14 protein-coding genes are annotated in these 14,590 nt (G+C 61.2%); 3 read left to right on the top strand and 11 right to left on the bottom strand.

Annotated elements, in window-relative coordinates; translation table 11 throughout:
- Positions 1 to 37: 37 nt before the first annotated feature.
- The 5 genes from AR689_RS06620 to AR689_RS06600 all read right to left on the bottom strand — a co-directional run bounded on the left by AR689_RS06620 (position 38) and on the right by AR689_RS06600 (position 4,977).
- Positions 38 to 853 (bottom strand): carbohydrate ABC transporter permease, encoded by an 816-nt coding sequence (locus AR689_RS06620; RefSeq protein WP_062068267.1) that lies wholly within the window; start codon positions 851 to 853, stop codon positions 38 to 40.
- A gap of 4 nt (positions 854 to 857) precedes the next feature.
- A complete protein-coding gene (locus AR689_RS06615; protein ID WP_062068265.1) occupies positions 858 to 1,814 on the bottom strand; it encodes a carbohydrate ABC transporter permease in 957 nt (318 codons plus the stop codon).
- Positions 1,811 to 3,100: an ABC transporter substrate-binding protein gene (locus AR689_RS06610; protein WP_062068263.1), complete on the bottom strand. Its 1,290-nt coding sequence runs from the start codon at positions 3,098 to 3,100 to the stop codon at positions 1,811 to 1,813. Before AR689_RS06610 ends, AR689_RS06615 begins: the two co-directional genes overlap by 4 nt.
- Positions 3,101 to 3,176: 76 nt before the next feature.
- Positions 3,177 to 4,061 carry an aldolase gene (locus AR689_RS06605; RefSeq protein ID WP_062068261.1) on the bottom strand — a complete coding sequence of 295 codons (885 nt, stop codon included), beginning with the start codon at positions 4,059 to 4,061 and terminating at the stop codon, positions 3,177 to 3,179.
- A 16-nt stretch (positions 4,062 to 4,077) separates the two neighbouring features.
- The gene (locus tag AR689_RS06600; protein ID WP_062068259.1) at positions 4,078 to 4,977 is read right to left on the bottom strand and encodes a carbohydrate kinase family protein; all 900 of its coding nucleotides are present in this window, start codon (positions 4,975 to 4,977) and stop codon (positions 4,078 to 4,080) included.
- A gap of 136 nt (positions 4,978 to 5,113) precedes the next feature.
- Here AR689_RS06600 and AR689_RS06595 point away from each other — a divergent pair, with 136 nt between their 5' ends.
- The 3 genes from AR689_RS06595 to AR689_RS06585 all read left to right on the top strand — a co-directional run bounded on the left by AR689_RS06595 (position 5,114) and on the right by AR689_RS06585 (position 8,581).
- On the top strand, positions 5,114 to 6,256 hold the full coding sequence (locus AR689_RS06595; protein WP_062068257.1) for a Gfo/Idh/MocA family protein: 1,143 nt from the start codon (positions 5,114 to 5,116) through the stop codon (positions 6,254 to 6,256).
- A 74-nt stretch (positions 6,257 to 6,330) separates the two neighbouring features.
- The gene (locus tag AR689_RS06590; protein ID WP_024818269.1) at positions 6,331 to 7,113 is read left to right on the top strand and encodes a DeoR/GlpR family DNA-binding transcription regulator; all 783 of its coding nucleotides are present in this window, start codon (positions 6,331 to 6,333) and stop codon (positions 7,111 to 7,113) included.
- A gap of 211 nt (positions 7,114 to 7,324) precedes the next feature.
- The gene (locus AR689_RS06585) at positions 7,325 to 8,581 is read left to right on the top strand and encodes an AGE family epimerase/isomerase (RefSeq protein WP_062068255.1); all 1,257 of its coding nucleotides are present in this window, start codon (positions 7,325 to 7,327) and stop codon (positions 8,579 to 8,581) included.
- 202 nt (positions 8,582 to 8,783) lie between these two features.
- Here AR689_RS06585 and AR689_RS06580 read toward each other — a convergent pair whose 3' ends face one another.
- Genes AR689_RS06580 through AR689_RS06555 form a run of 6 tightly spaced genes read right to left on the bottom strand, consistent with a single transcriptional unit; the run spans position 8,784 to position 14,587 of the window.
- Positions 8,784 to 9,632: a CPBP family intramembrane glutamic endopeptidase gene (locus AR689_RS06580; protein WP_062068253.1), complete on the bottom strand. Its 849-nt coding sequence runs from the start codon at positions 9,630 to 9,632 to the stop codon at positions 8,784 to 8,786.
- 45 nt (positions 9,633 to 9,677) lie between these two features.
- Entirely contained in the window at positions 9,678 to 10,469 is a 792-nt protein-coding gene (locus tag AR689_RS06575) for a glucosamine-6-phosphate deaminase (protein WP_062068251.1), read from the bottom strand.
- A gap of 26 nt (positions 10,470 to 10,495) precedes the next feature.
- On the bottom strand, positions 10,496 to 11,422 hold the full coding sequence (locus tag AR689_RS06570; RefSeq protein ID WP_062068249.1) for a Gfo/Idh/MocA family protein: 927 nt from the start codon (positions 11,420 to 11,422) through the stop codon (positions 10,496 to 10,498).
- Positions 11,419 to 12,318 carry a carbohydrate ABC transporter permease gene (locus AR689_RS06565; RefSeq protein WP_231745452.1) on the bottom strand — a complete coding sequence of 300 codons (900 nt, stop codon included), beginning with the start codon at positions 12,316 to 12,318 and terminating at the stop codon, positions 11,419 to 11,421. The genes AR689_RS06570 and AR689_RS06565 overlap by 4 nt, the downstream gene beginning before the upstream one ends.
- A complete protein-coding gene (locus AR689_RS06560; protein ID WP_062068247.1) occupies positions 12,315 to 13,271 on the bottom strand; it encodes a carbohydrate ABC transporter permease in 957 nt (318 codons plus the stop codon). Before AR689_RS06560 ends, AR689_RS06565 begins: the two co-directional genes overlap by 4 nt.
- 29 nt (positions 13,272 to 13,300) lie before the next feature.
- The gene (locus AR689_RS06555) at positions 13,301 to 14,587 is read right to left on the bottom strand and encodes an extracellular solute-binding protein (protein ID WP_062068245.1); all 1,287 of its coding nucleotides are present in this window, start codon (positions 14,585 to 14,587) and stop codon (positions 13,301 to 13,303) included.
- Positions 14,588 to 14,590 lie beyond the last annotated feature (3 nt).

Here is a 14,590-nt window from a genome sequence, read left to right as displayed (position 1 = left end):
GATGGAGTTCCATGACGGGATGTGCCGCGCATGGCGCTCATCCCTTGCTGGCACCGGCGGTAATGCCGGCAACGAAGTAGCGCTGCAGGAAGACATAGGCCACCACAACAGGCAGCGATGCCAGGATGACGCCGGCGAACAAGAGCGGGTAGTTGGTTTGGAATTCACCCTGGAAGCTCAGCAACGCCAAGGGAAGGGTTCGGTTTCCGGGGGACTGGATGAACAAGAGCGGGTACAGCAGCTCGTTCCAGTGGATGACGAACAGGAAGATCGCAGCGGCAGCGATGGAGGGCGCCGAGAGCGGGAGGGCAATGGATACGTACGTCCGCCATGGCCCGGTACCGTCAATGGAGCATGCCTCGTAGAGCTCTTTGGGCAGCGTACGCATGAACCCGCCCAGGATGAACACGGCAATGGGCAGCGTGGAGACGACGTTGGCCACGATGAGTCCGGTGAGGTTGTCCAGCAGGCCGATGCGGCCGAACAGCACATACAGGGGCACCATGTTGGCCTGGGCCGGGATGGCCATTCCCAGGACCAGGAATCCGAAGATGGCCCACGATGCGAAGCCCCTCAGCCGGGCCACTGCATAGCCAGCCAGGCTGGCAATGAAGAGTGTGACGGGAACGGAAATCCCGGTGACGATGACGCTGTTCAGAAAGGATGACCCGAGATCCTGGCCGCCAATGACTTCGGCGAAGTTATCCGGCGCGAGGGACTGCGGAAGGCTGAACGGACCCTCGAAAAGTTCCTGCGTGGACTTGAAGCTGCCAAACAGGACAACAGTGATGGGGACGATGATAATGACCGCGTAGATGGCGAGGATTCCGCGGCGGCTGATTGATGCAAGCATGCTGTCATTCCCCCTTCGGGGTCAGACGGAGCAACCGGCGCTGCAGCCAGGTGACCAAGGCGATCATCCCCATGAAGATGATTGACTGAGCGGCGGCATATCCGAACTCCGAGTTGGCAAAAGTGCTGTAGATGCGGGTGGAGAGAATGTCCAAGGACCCTTTGGGTGGGTTGCCCGCGATACCCAGGATCAGGTCAAAGGCCTTGAACGACTGGACCGTGGTGTAAGCGACCACGATGGATGTGGCCGGGGCTACGAACGGCCACGTGATGGACTTGAATTGCTGCCACTTATTGGCACCGTCCATCTCGGCTGCTTCATACAGTTCACGCGGAATGGCCTGGAGGCCTGCGATGTAGACAACCATCATTTGGCCTGCGTGGAACCACACCTGCGTTACCGCAACCCAATACAGTGCTTGGGAATTGTTGCCGAGGTATGAGCCCTGAAGGCCTTCCAAACCTATGGCGCCCAGAGCGGAGTTGGCGAGACCAAAGTTGGGATCGTAGATGAACTTCCAGATGAAGGCCACGGACACCGAGGACAGAATGGTGGGGAAGAAGAACAAAGCACGCAGCACCACATTTCCGCGGGAGTTCTTTACCAGCAGCAGCGCCAGCAGCAACGAGAATACGGTTTGCGCGATGACTACCAGCAAAACGAACTTCAGGTTGTTGGTCAGGGCGTTGGTGAACAGCGAATCCTTGGTGAATGCCCGGACGAAATTGTCCACACCTACGTAGTTGAATGCTGCCGAGAACCCGTTCCAGTCCGTGACAGCGTATTGGAAAGCCTGCAGCGTGGGCATCACCAGGAAGAAGGCGATGATGGCAACTGCTGGAAGCGGGAACAAATACAGCGCTGGGTTCACGCGGGTAGGGGACCGGCGCTTCTTCGACGCAGCTTCGGTGGTGCTGTCCGGCGCCTTTCGCTTGGCAGCCGTTCCGGTATGGGTGCTCATAGCCGTTCGTCAACAATCTTCTGGGCTGCTTCAGCTGCTTGTTCCGGGCTGCTGCCGGAGATGACCGCCGTGGCGCTGGCTTCGACGGCGTTGCGGACGTCCAGGTTCTGGAACTGGAAACGGGCAGCCAGGGCCGTCTTCTTGTCCAGCCACGGGCTCAAACGCTTGAGGTCCGCGTTGGTGTACTCGACGTCCTTGACAGAGACATGCTGTGCCGTCTGATTGGCGTAGTATCCGGCGTTCTCCGGTTCGGACAGGAAATCAATCCATGCTGCCGCTGCCGCCTGGTTCTTGCTGGCGGAATTGACGCCCAGGATGAACGTGGCGTTGTAGACGCCCTCGAACGTGGCGTTGCCGTCTGTGGAGGTGTTGGGGAAGACCAGTTCGATGGGGAATGCCGCACCCAGGTTGCGGACAGCCGCAATGTGGTACGAACCTGTGGCGAGCATTGCGGCTTTGCCTTGTGAGAACAGGTTCTGTGCCGGTTCCACCGCGGTGCCGGTGGCATTGGGCTGAAGGTAGGGGATCAGGTCCTTGTACTGGTTCAGCATCTTGATGAACCAGTCGTCCGTGCACTTGAGCTTGCCCTGCTCGATCTGAGCACACATGTCATCTGCGGGGGCATTGTTGGCGATCATGCAGTTAAACAGCTGACCGCCATTTCCCACATCGCCTCCGGGCCAGGAGATAGGGACGACGCCGGACGAGGCAAGTTTCTCGCACATGGCCAGGAAAGCGTCCCAGTCCTTGGGAGCCAGTTCCGCGCCGGCCTTGTCGAAGAGGTCCGTGTTGGCCATCGGCATGGGGAAGACCACCTGATACGGCAGACCCAGTTGGCTGTCTCCGGACTGTCCAGCTGCCAGCAGCCCCTTCTGGTAGTTTCCAACAGCTTTGCTGTTCTTCAGCTCCGTGTAGATCCCGGCTTCGCTGAAATTGTTGAACTGCGCGCCGCGGAAGGTGGCAAATGAATCGCCGATGGCAGCGCCTCGGACCTTCTGCAGGCCCTGGGCGTTGTAGTCGTTGGACGTGGAAATATCTTGCACGACCTCCACGCCGCTGTTCTTTGCTGCGAAGCGTTTGATGAGCTCGTCGAACACCGCCTTGTCCTCGCCGCGCCAGTGGGCGAAGGACACCCTCCCGGTGATGGCGCCGGTGGCAGGAGCGGCCGGACCTGTGGCTCCACCTGGGGCGGTGGACCCACCCGGTCCTGCGCATGCTGCGGCGGTTGCGCCAAAACCCAGAGCTCCGAGAACAGCCATGGCCTGCCTGCGTGAAATCTGACTCACAATAATCTCCTCGTTGAGTGTTGCTGTGCCTAGTTATGGGTGAAGAGGGAAGGGGCACCCGTGATGCCCCGAAAGATCAGGCGGTGGTTCGCTGCGCAGAGACCACTTCGTCCACCACGTCGCAGAGCCGCTGCAGACGTTTGACGGCGTCCGTAGACAAGGATTCGGTGACATCCGGCGAGCCGATGCAGGACGCCCAAACGGCGCGTCCGGACAGGAAGCCGCTGGCGCCTTCCAGGCAAGCCCAGCGGACGGCGTCAGGAAAAATGTCCTCCGGTACGCCCGAAGAAAGTACTACCCACGGACCATTGATGGCTTGGGTAAGTTCGGCGCAGGCGGCACGAACCTCGGCTTCGGAAGCCTGGCCCTTGTAGGGGACTTCGGCCTTGTAGAGATCAGCTCCAAGATCGCCGAGTTCCTTGGCTGCGGCGAGAATGCCGGCGTTCCAGTCGAACTCGCCTCCTGCCAGTGGCTTGCGGGATACGGGTTCGATAATGCTGATGAGCCCGGCGGATTTGCAGCTCTCCACGAACTCGCGGACCATTGCCACCCGCCCTTCTGCGGCTTCGTCCGGACGGTACAGAACCAGCAGCTTGAGTGCCGTGACGCCCAATGCTGCGTACTTCTTGGGATCAACCAGTTTGTCAATTGTCACTTCGCCCACAAGCTCGCCGTGGGCTGATTCGAAGTGGTCGGCAGAGGCGATAAGTCCGCAGCCGTCAGCTACCACCTTGGCCTCGATGGCCTGATCCAGGGCGAACTGGCGATCAATCAGGACGCCGGAAGCATAAGGAGTGAGGATGCGGGCAGCTGCGAGTTTGAAGTCGCGGAGGTCCTCGTCAGTGACGGCTTGGTCTGTGTGCTCGGCGAACATGTTTCGCATGGCTTCGCGCTGGTCGACGGCGAGCATGGCGAACGCACCGGACGGGCGCTGGAGGGAGGAAAGGTCTGTGATGCTCATGGGCTGCTTCTTTCAGCTAGAGGGTGGGATTAGCGGTGAGGACAGAGGTGATGGTCTTGCGGGGAATCATGGAACGCCCATCCAGGCCAGCGCAGGAAGCCGAGGCAGTACGGCCTGCGAACGACGCAGCCTCTGCGAGTGGAAGTCCCGCAGCGACGGCCGCGAGGATGGCGCCGTGGTAGACGTCACCGGCGCCGAGCGTCGAGACGATGTTGGCGGGGGTTGCGGGGATGTGGAAGGGGACGCCGCCCCGTTCAAGGCCCCATGCTCCCTCCGACCCTGCGGTGGCAACTACGGTTGAAGCACCGTCTTCATTGGCCCTGTGCACGAGGTCTTCAGGTGTGAGATCGGCTCCGTACAGGGCCTGCAGGCGTTCGATGGTGGGAACGTAGAGCTCAACGCCCTGTGGGCTGAAGGATGGAATCGGGTTTCCCGCATCCACGCTGATCCGTAGGCCGGTCACATCAGCTATGGCGTTCCAGCCCAGGTGATCCACGTGGACCCACTCAGCAGCGTGCAGGAGTTCATGAAAGCGGCTGCCGGCAGGAAAGTTAATGGGCGGTACGGGCCGGGTGACGATAGCCCGGCTTTCGGTAGCCTTGCTGACAACAATCACGCTCGCGCCTGTGTTGACATGAGGGTCACGGATGACAGCGGAAGTGTCCACGCCTTCGGCTTGGAGTCCGGTGATGATCCGGTCGCCTTCTTCGTCTGCGCCGAGGATGCCGGCAAAGGCAACCTTGGCACCGGCTCGGGCTGCAGCCACGGCGGCTGTTGCGGCAGGTCCGCCTCCCGCCGTAGCGAAGTCTTCGGCTACAGTCCGGCTGTCGGCTGCAGGGTATTCCTGCACGAGAGCGATGGAGTCCAAAGTGGCACACCCGACGAAAAGCAGGGTTCCGGATGACGGTTGGGGCACGTTCCACCTCGTTGTAGTTGGGCTGGTAGTGAAAAAATATACACACGCTATGTGTGAAAAACAACACATTCGGTATAGTGATGTTCGGGATGCAACGTCGATCCCCTTCACTCAACGCTGAGAAACGGAGCAGTTCATGTCATTGCCTTCTGGAGAAACGGTCCACACCATTCGCTATGGCCTTATAGGCGCCGGTCATATGGCCCGCGAACATGTCCGGAACCTCGCACTGATTCCGGGAAGCCGAATCACCGCGGTCGCTGACCCCACTCCTTCGTCCCTTGAAGAGACCTCGCGTGAAATTGGCTACGAAGTGCAGACGTACTCCTCGCACCAGGATCTGCTGGCATCAGGACTCGTGGATGCCTTGGTGATCGCCAGCCCCAACGACACACATCTGGGAATCCTTAAGGACATCTTTGCCAGCGGCACCAACCTGCCGATTCTGGTGGAAAAGCCGGTGTGCACCAGCGCGGAGCAAGCAGATGAACTTGAGACCCTTGCGGCTGGCTACCCTGCCCCCATCTGGGTAGCCATGGAGTACCGGTACATGCCTCCAGTGCAGGAAGTCATCCAAGCTGCACACAGCGGCAAGCTGGGTAACCTCCACATGCTCTCGATCGTTGAGCACCGCTTTCCGTTCCTGCACAAAGTGGACGCCTGGAACAGGTTCGCCGAACGCACCGGCGGGACCCTGGTGGAAAAGTGCTGTCACTTCTTCGATCTCATGCGCCTGATCCTGCAGGACGAACCCACGCGCGTCTTCGCCAGTGGTGGACACGACGTCAACCACATGGACGAGGTGTACGACGGTCGAGTTTCGGACATGGTGGACAACGCTTACGTGATCGTTGACTTCAAGGGCGGTCGCCGCGCCATGCTGGAACTGTCCATGTTCGCCGAGGGATCCAAATTTCAGGAACGAATCTCAGTGGTAGGCGACGCGGCCAAGATTGAAACGCTGATCCCCGTTGCTGCCAACCACTGGATTGAGGGAGACGAATGCGAAGCGACAGTCGAGTTCAGCCCGCGCTCGCCACTGGGCCCGGAGAAGCACGACGTTCCGGTAGATGAAGCGGTCCTGGCTGCCGGGGCCCACCACGGTTCTACATACTACGAGCACCTTGGCTACCGGAAGGCCATTCTGGGCGAAGGGCCCGTGGAGGTGACTGTTGCGGATGGTCTCCAGTCCGTGCGGATGGGCTTGGCGGCGGAGCGCTCCATCGTGGAAGGCCGCTCCATTGATCTCCTCGCTACCCATGTCGGTGCGCAGAAGTAAGTAAGATTGTGTTGGAATTACAACACTTTCCTACACCGATGATCGGTCCGGGGGGCGTCAAAAGAGGGGAAGCCATGAGCATCGCACGAGAAGAGGCGCCGCTGACACCGCGGCAGCAGACCATTCTGGACGAGCTTGGCAGGCGGGGATTCCTTTCCACCGCAGACCTTGCCGGCACTTTCGACGTGTCGGACATGACAGTCCGCCGTGACACGCGTGCGTTGTCCAAACTCGGACTGGTCAAGGTGGTTCATGGCGGGGTCAGTGCCATTGAAGGCCACGGCCAAAATGCTGATTTCGCGGCACGCGTCCGGGAAGACGCCGACGCGAAGCAGAGGGTTGCGAAGGCCTGCGTGGACCTGATCTCAGAGCGCGACGCGATTATTCTGGACGCTGGAACCACTACCTACCAGATCGCCCAGGAGCTCCCGGCCGCTTTCATGGGCACCATCATCACCCACTCCGCTCCTGCCATACAACGGTGCCTGCAGCTCACTTCTGCCCGGACCATTTGCCTGGGCGGTGAACTGTTGTTGGATAGCCAGGCGTTCAACGGGCCCATGACGGTCAACGCCGTCCAGGGGCTTCGGGCCAAGACGGCTTTCATTGGGGTGAGCGGAATCCATGATGAAGGTTTCTACATTGAGCGGGATGTGGAACGGGCAACGAAGTTGGCGCTGATGGGTTCGGCGGAACAAGTTGTGGTGGTCGCGACCCACCAGAAGATGCTTCGGTACGCGCTGGCTCGGTTGGCTTCCTTTGAGGCTGTAGACATTCTTGTCACCGACGCGCCGCCGCCCCGTGAAGTGGCTGCGGCATTGTCCGCTTCCAACGTCCGTTTGATCGTCGCTGAATGACTCACTGACCCTGGCTATACCTGCGGGTCTTGGCGTTCCCCCGAAGCGGGCTGCATGAGGCTGTCTGCGTGCCTTCTGGCTTGCGCTCAAGGCCGAAGTGTCGTTACCAATTGTTGAAAAACAAACTTTATCTGGTGGTATTCAATCACCAGGGATTAGCATAAGAACAGGCCCTACCTCTGGTGGCCGCACATTTATTGAGGAGATGCACATGACGTGGTTGAACAGCGCCGCTCACGCACGTTGGCTCGAAACGGAAACAGACCGGCTCATCAACTTCGCCTCCGGTTCGAAGGTCCCCACTGGCTTTGGCTGGCTCGACAACTACGGGAAGGTCATGACGGAGAAGCCGACCCATCTCTGGATCACCGCCCGTATGGTCCATAGTTTTGCCGTTGCGGCATTGATGGGTCGCCCGGGTGCCGCGTCCATGGTGGACCACGGCATTGCCGCGCTCAATGGAGTCTTCCGGGACCGCGAATTCGGTGGCTGGTACGCGGAGGTCGACGCGGACGGGCCCGTGAATGACACCAAGTCCGGGTACCAGCATTCGTTCGTGCTCCTGGCAGCCGCAAGCGCCGTCGCTGCCAAACGTCCTGGCGCCCAGGAACTGCTGGACGAAGCCTTGCACATTGCCGACTCGAAGTTTTGGGACCACGAAGCCAATATGTGCTTCGACTCGTGGAACCGGGAGTTTACGGAAACCGAGGCCTACCGTGGCGGGAACGCCAGTATGCACTCTGTTGAGGCCTACCTCATCGTGGCCGACGTGACCGGCGAAAACCGCTGGATCGAGCGGGCACTCCATATTGCTGAGGTGCTCATCCATAAGTTTGCGCGGAACAACAACTACCGGGTCTTCGAGCACTTCGACCCTGAATGGAACCCGATTCCGGAGTACAACACCGATGACCGGGCCAGCCAGTTCCGCGCCTATGGTGGCACGCCCGGCCACTGGGTTGAGTGGGCCAGGCTCCTGTTGCACCTCCGCGCCGGCTTGGAGGCCCGCGCCATGGACGTTCCTGGGTGGCTGATGGAAGACGCGCAGGGCCTTTTCGCCGCTGCGATCCGTGACGCATGGGAGCCGGATGGCCATCCCGGGTTTGTGTACTCCGTTGATTGGGAGGGCAAGCCCATTGTCACGTCCCGCATTCGCTGGGTACCGGTGGAAGCAATCGGGGGCGCGGCAGCGCTGTACATGGCAACCGGAGACGAGGCCTACGCGGAGTGGTACGAGCGAATCTGGGACCACGCACGGGACTGGTTCATCGACTATGAGCACGGTTCCTGGAAACAAGAGCTGGATGAGCACGGCAACGTCGCGTCCACTGTCTGGTCTGGCAAGGCTGATATCTATCACTTGTGGCACTGCCTGGTAGTTCCGCGGCTTCCGCTGGCTCCCGGGCTCGCTCCGGCAGTCGCGGCAGGACTGCTGGACTCGCGTCTTCTGGCTGCCCAAGGGCAATAACGGATCGCAGGGAATCCGCGGGATCTCTTCGAGTCGACCCATAGGCTGCTGCGTAAACTCCGAGCACTGACATCAATAAAGGAGAAGGCGGACCGGGGGAGCACTTTGACTAACCCCTGCCAAGGGACCGACCTGCGCGGCTAAAACAGAAGCGTTCGACGGCGGGTACGCACCCGCCGTCGAACGCTTCTGTTATGTGGAACTACCTCAACACAGGTTCGGACAAAGGCGCGCGCTGCACGCGTCCCCTCACCACCATCAAAGCCACGACTGCGATCAGGATGTAGATCATGTTGGCCGGCCCAGCCAGCTGCACGAGCGGGCTTTGCGGCCCCGCAGCAGCCTGGTCGATGCCTCCCGTGGACAGGAAGAGCGTGGGGTCATAGAGGGCATGGAGAATCATGGGCCAGATCAGGTTGCCGGTGACCCGCAGGGTCAGGTACATGCAAATGCCGAAGCCGAATGTGAACACAATTGTCACCAACACGGTGACGATCGGCATGCCTGACAGGGCATTTGCGGAGTGCAACAGGGCAAAAATCAAGGAAGACAGCACCATGACCACCCACTCGGACTTTCCTGAGTCCCGCAGCATTTTCACCACGATGCCGCGGGTGAGGATTTCCTCCGCGAAACCGATCAGCAGGCCGGTGACGAGCATGAGGACCACCACCGAGGCCTGGTAGCTGCTGTAGTTGATACCCAGGAAGCGCAACACAATGGCGGCGACCAGGAATAACGGCGCCGCCCACATCCACCAACTTCCCTTGACAGGTTGCTGCGCGAAGAGCGGTTTGAACCAGCCCACGGAGTACACAAACGCGGCCAGTGCCGCACTGCCAACAATCAAGGACAGCGTCAGGCCAACGAAGACGCTCTGGGGTGTGCGGAAAATATCCTCGGCGACAACTTGGTCGCCCGCGACTGTCCCAATTACCAGGCCTGCGCCAAGGTAGATCGCCATATAGAGGACTGTCAGCAGGATGGCCCGCCACCAACCACCTTTGTCCCAAAATGCTTTCCATCGTGTCGGTTGGACGGTGTGGTCCATGTGAGGCCCCCTTTTTTTACGAGTCTGGAAGCATGATGCTCCCGCTCAAAAACTTACTGCATTCAAGATCTGCGCTGATCGCCAGGCGTGCCGGTAGTACTCGGCGTGAGCCAGCCCTGCAGCAGCTGATTCGTCGATGATCACCGTGGCCCGCGGATGCTGCTGGATCACTGAGCCGGGAACGGCGGACGAGACGGGTCCTTCCAAAGCGGCTGCGACGGCCTGCGCCTTGTTTGCTCCGAAAGCCAGGAGGACCAACTGCCTGGCCTTGAGTATGGTGCCCAGGCCTTGGGTGATGCAGTGGGTGGGGACCTCGTCCGGGGAATCGAAGAACCGTGCGTTGTCCTTGCGGGTTTGTTCGGCCAAAGCCTTGATGCGGGTGGTGGACGCCAGGGAGGACCCGGGCTCGTTGAACCCCACATGGCCGTTGGAACCGATGCCCAGGATTTGGATGTCGATGCCCCCGGCCTCCGCGATCATGTCTTCGTATTCTGCGCCGGCCTGGGTGATGCCCGGGCCGGTGCCTCGCGGCGTGAACACGTAATCAGGATTGAGCCCCAGCGGTTCCACCACCTCGCGGGTGATCACTGAGCGGTAGCTTTCCGGGTGCTGCGGCGGAACGCCGAGGTACTCGTCCAAAGCGAAGCCACGTACTCCGGAGACGTCGATGGCATCCTCCGCGACTGTCGCAGCCAGCGCAGCGTACGTGGACAGGGGAGTGGAACCTGTCGCGAGGCCAAGGACGGTGCAGGGGTTCGTGGAGATCTGCTGCGCGAAGATCGACGCGGCCACACTCCCAGCCTCGGTTTGGTCGCGGACGATGATGACTTCTGCCATGGGTTTCCTAACATTTGGGTGCGTAACTAGCTGCCTACTGTCACGGGGACTCCCGTTTCGAGGCTCCTGTTGGTTGCTTCCACGATGGCCACGATGCTGAGGATTTCGGGCAGCGGCACATTGGGCCTGCCGCTGCGGCACGATTCCACGATGTCCTCAAGGAGGCCCACCAGCATCGGGGGCCCGGCTTCAATCGAGAAGGTGGCCAGACCCTCGGTGGTTTCAATCCGGCCCAGCGTGTGCGGGGTCCATTCGGATTCGCCGCTCATGGTCGCCACCCGGCCGTCGCCCCAGTCGACCGTCACGGAAACCGGGCCCGCAGCGGGTTCTGGCCGCCCGGCGTCGACCGTCACTTTTCCGGAGCGGGTGGCGACCGAACCCAGCGACGCGACGGCGAGGTCCACCAAATGCACCCCGTACCAGGAGAAGCCGGGATGGCCGGGCTGAGTGGGTAGCGGTCCAGTGAGCGATACCCGGTGCGCGTCGGCAGCCCCAAGAGCCGTTCGGAACTCGCGCGCAAAGCGCTTCGGTGAACCGGCCAGCACCAACGAACCCGAGGCTTCGGCCCAAGCCAACATGCTCCGCGCCTCAGCAAGGGACGGCGCAAAACGGGTATCAACGTAAATGGGCTTTCCGTACCGGGCAACCCGCCTGAAGTACTCCGGGTGGGTGCGTGCATCCGAGGCCACGATCAAGAGCGCATCGCACGCCTCGGCCACAGCTTCGGGGGAGTCGCACAGGGTGACCCCAAGTCCGCTGACTTCGTCTGCGAAGGCGTCGATGCGGTGGAGGCTCAGCGGAAAGTCCGACGCCGGTTCCCCCTTCCAAGCGTGCGTCACCGTGCCGCCGGGGACCACGCCGTCGAGGCCATTGCCGAAGAGGCGCGTAAAGGACGGCGCGTGCGGGGAATCGACACCGATGAGCCCAAAACGGATCGGCGCGGCAGACGTCATCCTTTGACCCCGCTGTGCGTGATGCTGGCGACGATGTGCTTTTGCAGGAGGGCGAAGATCACCAGGCATGGTATGAAGCTGACCAGAGTGGCTGCCATGACGTTGGACGTGGAGGCGGTCTCGGTGTTCAACGTTGCCAAGCCCACCGTGAGCGTCCTGGCTGCGTCCGACTGGCCCACCACCAAGGGCCACAGAAGATCATTCCAGTGCCATAGGAAGACGAAGATTGCCAGTGTTGCCAGGACGGGGCGGATCAAGGGGAGGACGATCTGCCAGAACGTCCGCCATTCGCCGGCACCGTCGATGCGGGCGGCATCGAAGAGTTCTTCGGGCATGTCCCGGACGAACTGCCGGATGAGGAAGATCGCTTGGGCGTTGGCCAGCGTGGGCAGGATCAGCCCCCAGAGGGTGTTCACCCCGCCCATTTTGGAGATGAGGATGAACGTGGGGATCAGGGTGGCTTGGACGGGCACCATCATGGTGGCAATGATGGCCCACAGCAGCGCGTTCCGTCCCGGGAACCTCTTGCGGGCCAAGGCGTAGGCGGCCATGGATGCCGTGAGCAGGACAACCACCACGGACACAGCCGAGTACAGGAACGAGTTCCAGAGCCAGAGCGGGAACTCACCCACGTTGAAGATGCGGACAATGTTGTCCAACGTCAGCGACGACGGCAGCGCGTACGGCAAGGTGGGAGCATCGGCGGGGGAGAGCGCCAGCACTGCAACGGCAATAAGCGGTGCAACAGTGAAGAGTGAGATTACTGCCAACACCCATGTCAGGGTGCGTTGGCGGCGCTTCTCGGTATTGCGCCCTGGGCTGTGCCCGGCGGGGCTTTGGGCGGGACGTCCGGCGGGGTGACGCCCACCAGTTGGAGTGGAAAGGGTGGCGGTCACTTGGAGTCCTTACCTTCGAAGAAGCGCTGCTGGATGAGCGAGAGGATGAGCACAATGACGAACAGCACCACGCCGATGGCCGAGGCATAGCCGAAGTCGAAGAACTTGAAGCCTTCGTCGAACAGGAAGTAGATGAGGCTGTGGCTGGCCCGGGCGGGTCCGCCTCCGGTCATCACATAGATGGTGTCGAAGACCTGGAAGCCGACGATCGTCTCGATGACCAGGACAAAGAACACCACGGGCTTCAGGAGCGGCAACGTCACGTACCAGAACGATTTCCAGGCGCCGGCCCCGTCAATGCGGGCGGCTTCGTGGACTTCAGCGGGCTGGGCTTTGAGGCCGGCCAGGAAGATCAACATGGAATAGCCGAAGCCTTTCCACACTGACACCACGGCCAGGGACAAGAGGACCAGCAGTTGAGGGCCTGAGGTGAAGGGAACGGGTCCCATGCCCAGGCTGCCCAGTGCGGCATTCAGCGGACCGTCGGTGGAGAAGATCCAGGTCCAGATGATGCCGGCCATCACGAACGAGCTCAGGTACGGAATGAACAGCAACGCCCGGAAAGTGCCGGTGAACCTGACCAGTTTGTCCAGGAGGACGGCACCGGCCAGTGACACGGCGATGATGAACGGAACAAAAATCGCCACGTACAGGAATGTCACGCGCAGGCTTTGCCAGAAGTTGGGGTCCTCGGCCAGGCGCACGTAATTATCTGCGCCCAGGAACTCGAAGTCACCGTTAAGGCTGTACTCGGTGAGGCTCATGGCTCCGGCCCCAAAGATGGGGAGGAATTTGAAGAGGCCAAAAATGATCAGCGTGGGAAGGACGAACAGGATGCCGGCCAGCGCCTCCCGGCTGCGGGCTTTCTTGGCCCCGAAAGGCTTGAGAGGTTGGGCCGTCAACTCGGGATGTCGGCCGGCCAGCGTGTTTCTGGTACGGGTGTTTATGGACATGGGGTGACCAATCGGTGGTGGGGCCGGGCTTAGGATGCCGAGCGCTGCAGGATGCCGCGGGCTTCCGTGGCTGCACGGTCAAGGGCTTCCTTGGCGGTGACATCACCGCGGAGGGCGGCCTGGATGTTCGGAGCGAGGGCACCCATGACCTGGCGTGCAACAGGTGAGGATTCGCCGGGGTTGGCGGTCTTCAAAGCTTCTGCCATGGCCAAGGAGTCCGGGTCGGTGCCCAAAGCTGCGGCGTCGGTCCGGGTGGGGAGGTTTCCCGCGGCGGCATTGAGGGCCTTCTGGGACTCGGCCGAGCTCAAGTAACTCATCACCTTGTAGGCGGCGTCCCGGTTTTCCTTCTTGTTGATGGAGGTCAGTGCCAGCAAACCGGGGTTGCCGTAGGTCGCCTGGACTTTGCCTTGCAACGGAGCGCCCAGTGCAACGTTTTCGGCTCCGAGCGCGGCACGCATCTGCTTCAATTCCGGCAACGACGTGGTGGCCCGCATCGCGGCCTTGCCGGTGGCGATCGGAGCACCTTCAACTTTGGGTCCATCGGTGGCTGCATCCGCGGGTAGCCCGCCGAGCTTCTTCAGGTCAATCAGTAACTGCAGTGCCGAAACACCGGCCTCTGAATCGAAGGCGATGTCCTTGGCGTCATCGGTGAAAACCGTTCCGCCGGCCTGCCACAGCAGCGGATAGAAGGACAGGTTGAGCGTCTGCTCGGGGCTTCCGGCGTAGTCCATCACGGCGACGCCCTTCTTCGCCAGAACCGGCGCCGCGCTGCGCAGGTCATCCCAGGTCTTGGGCAGCGGCACGCCTGCGTCCGCGAAGATCTTGGTGTTGTAAGCGGTGGTGTTGATGTTCTGGAACAGCGGAACGCCGAATACTTCGTCGTCGAACGTCGCGGCCTCCAGCGTGCCGGGATAGAAGCTGTCCTTGTCCTGCTCAACCGCCTTATCCACCGGCAGCAGCCCGCGCACGTTACGGTACGTGGCTGCTTGGTCAGGCGTAATAAGTACGACGTCGGGTCCCGAGCCGGCGGCAAGCGCCGCCGAGATCTGGGCGTCCCGCTTGTCGAACGTCTGGAGCTCGATGGTCAGGTCGATTCCAGGGTTGGCCGTCTCGAAGCTTGCCTCAGTGTCCTGCCAGAACTTCTTGCTGGCGGTCTCGTCCTTGATGACGGGGTACATCCAGAGCGTCACCTTGCCGGTGGCCTGGCCGCCGTCGGACGTTGACGAACCAGAAGAACCGCAAGCGGTGAGGGTCAAAGCAGCGGTAACGACCACGGCTGTGGCCAAAGTGGCGGTGCGCATTTTTCGAGTAAACATGGT

Source organism: Arthrobacter sp. EpRS71 (genome assembly GCF_001512285.1).
Lineage (GTDB): Bacteria > Actinomycetota > Actinomycetes > Actinomycetales > Micrococcaceae > Arthrobacter.
This window is presented reverse-complemented; position numbering and strand designations above follow the sequence as displayed.

Excerpts from the sequence above, each read along its gene's own strand:
- AR689_RS06620 (WP_062068267.1), bottom strand. The coding sequence starts at position 853 with ATGCTTGCATCAATCAGCCGCCGCGGAATCCTCGCCATCTACGCGGTC.
- AR689_RS06615 (WP_062068265.1), bottom strand. The coding sequence starts at position 1,814 with ATGAGCACCCATACCGGAACGGCTGCCAAGCGAAAGGCGCCGGACAGC.
- AR689_RS06605 (WP_062068261.1), bottom strand. The coding sequence starts at position 4,061 with ATGAGCATCACAGACCTTTCCTCCCTCCAGCGCCCGTCCGGTGCGTTC.
- AR689_RS06595 (WP_062068257.1), top strand. The coding sequence starts at position 5,114 with ATGTCATTGCCTTCTGGAGAAACGGTCCACACCATTCGCTATGGCCTT.
- AR689_RS06590 (WP_024818269.1), top strand. The coding sequence starts at position 6,331 with ATGAGCATCGCACGAGAAGAGGCGCCGCTGACACCGCGGCAGCAGACC.
- AR689_RS06585 (WP_062068255.1), top strand. The coding sequence starts at position 7,325 with ATGACGTGGTTGAACAGCGCCGCTCACGCACGTTGGCTCGAAACGGAA.
- AR689_RS06580 (WP_062068253.1), bottom strand. The coding sequence starts at position 9,632 with ATGGACCACACCGTCCAACCGACACGATGGAAAGCATTTTGGGACAAA.
- AR689_RS06575 (WP_062068251.1), bottom strand. The coding sequence starts at position 10,469 with ATGGCAGAAGTCATCATCGTCCGCGACCAAACCGAGGCTGGGAGTGTG.
- AR689_RS06570 (WP_062068249.1), bottom strand. The coding sequence starts at position 11,422 with ATGACGTCTGCCGCGCCGATCCGTTTTGGGCTCATCGGTGTCGATTCC.
- AR689_RS06560 (WP_062068247.1), bottom strand. The coding sequence starts at position 13,271 with ATGTCCATAAACACCCGTACCAGAAACACGCTGGCCGGCCGACATCCC.
- AR689_RS06555 (WP_062068245.1), bottom strand. The coding sequence starts at position 14,587 with ATGTTTACTCGAAAAATGCGCACCGCCACTTTGGCCACAGCCGTGGTC.